2 protein-coding genes and 1 pseudogene are annotated in these 2,654 nt (G+C 75.4%); 1 reads left to right on the plus strand and 2 read right to left on the minus strand.

Going from position 1 to position 2,654, the window contains the following annotated elements; genetic code table 11:
- Positions 1-349, minus strand: a 349-nt coding sequence (locus tag ABD308_RS24875; RefSeq protein WP_344338767.1) for a DUF6597 domain-containing transcriptional factor, incomplete at its 3' end; no start/stop codon positions are given.
- Between the two features lie 314 nt (positions 350-663).
- On the opposite strand from ABD308_RS24875, the gene ABD308_RS24880 reads away from it, so the two are divergent.
- Positions 664-1,593 (plus strand): LysR family transcriptional regulator, encoded by a 930-nt coding sequence (locus tag ABD308_RS24880; protein WP_344338769.1) that lies wholly within the window; start codon positions 664-666, stop codon positions 1,591-1,593.
- 761 nt (positions 1,594-2,354) lie between these two features.
- Here ABD308_RS24880 and ABD308_RS24885 read toward each other — a convergent pair.
- A pseudogene (locus ABD308_RS24885) lies at positions 2,355-2,654 on the minus strand (rRNA cytosine-C5-methyltransferase); the annotation flags it as partial.

A 2,654-nucleotide genomic window follows, 5' to 3' on the forward strand; every position in this document is an offset into this window, starting at 1 on the left:
GCCGCTCCCCGAGCCGCTCCGCCGTCGCCGCGCCGGCCAGCTCGGCCAGCGGCACCTGGCGGTCACAGAGCTCCCGCACCGGCACCGCACCCAGCAGCAGGCCCGCCGCGCCGGGCCGGAACCGCACCCCGGCCAGCTCCGCCCCGTCCCGCACAGCGACGCTACGGGGCGCGCGGTCCGGGCCGACCACCTCCAGTCCCGTCTGCGACCAGACCAGATCCACGCACCCGTCCGGTACGACGAGCTGCTCGTAGGACGCCCCCCGGCCGTTGCGCCGCACCCACAGGCAGGCCACCTGCCGCCCCGGCGCGAGCGCCGGCCGCCACTCCGCGTACGAGACCACCGTCACCACCTTCCTCCCCTCCCAACACCCGGGCGCGCACCGGCGCGAACCCGGTGGTCCATACCACCTGCGGGCGCCGTCCGGCGTACGCCGTGGGCCTCCGCGAAGGTGGGCACACGGCCTCCTTGGCAGGCCTCCACCGACATGCCATTGTCAATCGTCACGTCAGATCCTTTACTCCCCAGGGGAGTTGTGGCGATCGACGCTAGATGCCGAGTCGTCATGCGCTCCCGCGAAACCCAGGCCAGCACACTTTCCACCTCTGGTCACCCCTCCCCCCACACCCCCACCCAGCCGACCGACCCCCCGCGGAGAACCCCATGCCGGACCTCGATCTCAACCTGCTCGTCGCCCTGGACGCCCTGCTGGAGGAGGGCAGCGTGACCGGCGCCGCCGAACGGCTGCACACCTCGGCCCCGGCGATGAGCCGCACGCTCGGGCGGCTGCGCCGGGTCCTCGGCGATCCGCTCCTGGTCCGGGCCGGCCGCGGGCTGGTGCCGACGCCGCGCGCGGTGGAACTGCGCTCCGAGGTCCGCGCCCTGGTCAGCCGGGGCCAGGCACTGCTGATCCCGCCCACCGCGGCCGAACCCGCCGAACTCAACCGCCGCTTCACCCTCCAGACCGGCGACATCCTGCTGACCACGATCGGCGCCACCCTCCTGGCGACGGTCCGCGCCCAGGCCCCGAGCGTAACCCTGCGCTTCCTCGGGGACGACCTGGAGGGCACCAGCGCGATGCGGGACGGCCTGATCGACCTGGAGGTCGGCGTCACCGACCACCTCGACCCCGAGACCCGCACCGAACCCCTCACCACCACCCGCCTGGTGGGCATCGCCCGCACCGGCCACCCACTGAGCGACGGCACACCCCCGACCGCCGAGAAGTTCGCCGCCGCCGACCACCTCACGGTCTCCCGACACGGCCGCGGCCCCGCCCAGGTCGACCAGCGGCTCGCCCAACTCGGCCTCTCCCGGCGGGTCGTCGCCAGCGTGCCGAGCTACCCGGCGGCACTCCTCCTGCTCCGCGACACCGACCTCGTCGGCCTCGCCCCCGCCCGCCTCGGCACCCCCACCGCCGAAGCCCTGGGCCTGACCACCTTCCCCCTCCCCCTGGACCTGCCCGACGTGGTCCTCAGCATGGCCTGGCACCCCCGCAACGACCAGGACGCCGGCCACCGCTGGCTACGCGACCTGGTCCGCGACGCCGTCACCACCCCCACCCTCCCCCACCCCGCCCTAACCGCCCACTAGCAAGCAAGGCCCTCCCCGAACCCCACCACGCAGCACCAACCGGCCTGCCCGAACACCAGGCACGAGCCCGACGGCACGCCCCACCCGGCTCGCCCCACCACCTGAGGACGACCGCCAAGCCGACGCCCCCCACGGCATGCCCGGCCCGGCGGAGGTCCCCGCCGGGCCGGGCACCAGGGCCAGGACCATCACATCCACGCCAAGCAGCCGAGACCAACACCGGACGCCCAGCCCGCCGCAACGCCCCAGGCCCCACCCGGGCCCGGCCACCGAGCGGGCTACGCCGTACAGCACACCAGGGCCAGGGCTACCGCATCCGCGCCAGACAGCCCAGCCCCTCACCGAACCCCATCCACCCCGGCCGCGCCGCCATACGGCGCAGCCCGGCCAGGCGCATCGCATCCGTGCCAACCAGACGAGGCCGGCACAGAACGCCCAGGCCCTCGCCCAGCCCGCCAATCCCCACCCACCCGACCCAGGCCGCCGCAACGCCAACGTCCCCACACGCGTCCAAGGCGGGCAGCCGGGCCGGGCGCCACGCGGCCCGGCAGGGCCAGGACCATCACAATCCGCGCCAAACCGGCGAGGCCGACACAGGACGCCCAGCCCGCCGCAACGCCCCAGACCCACTCGGGCCCGGCCGCCGGGCGGGCTACGCCGTGCGGCGCACCAAAGCCAGGCTCATCGCACCCGCGCCAAACAGGCGGAGCCGGCACCGGACGCCCACACCCCATCCCATCCCGGCCCGGCCGCCGGGCGGGCTACGCCGTGCGGCGTAGCAGGGCCAGGTACATCGCGTCGGTGCCGTGGAGGTGGGGCCAGAGCTGGATGTCGGGGCCTTCACCGAGGGCGGGGACGCCGGGGAGGAGGGGGCGGGCGTCGATCCACTCGACGCGGGCGCCCTCGGTGCGCAGGACGTCGTCCACCACGGCGCGGGTCTCCGCGAGGTGCGGGGAGCAGGTGGCGTAGCCGACCACGCCGCCGATCCGGGTGGCCTCGATGGCCGAGCGCAGCAGGTCGCGCTGGAGCGGGCCGAAGGCGGCGACGTCCTGCGGGCGGCG

The organism is Kitasatospora putterlickiae (assembly GCF_039527695.1).
Taxonomy (GTDB): Bacteria; Actinomycetota; Actinomycetes; order Streptomycetales; family Streptomycetaceae; genus Kitasatospora; species Kitasatospora putterlickiae.

Bases quoted from the DNA above. Each gene is read 5' to 3' on its own strand.
- ABD308_RS24880 (WP_344338769.1), top strand. From the start codon at position 664: ATGCCGGACCTCGATCTCAACCTGCTCGTCGCCCTGGACGCCCTGCTG.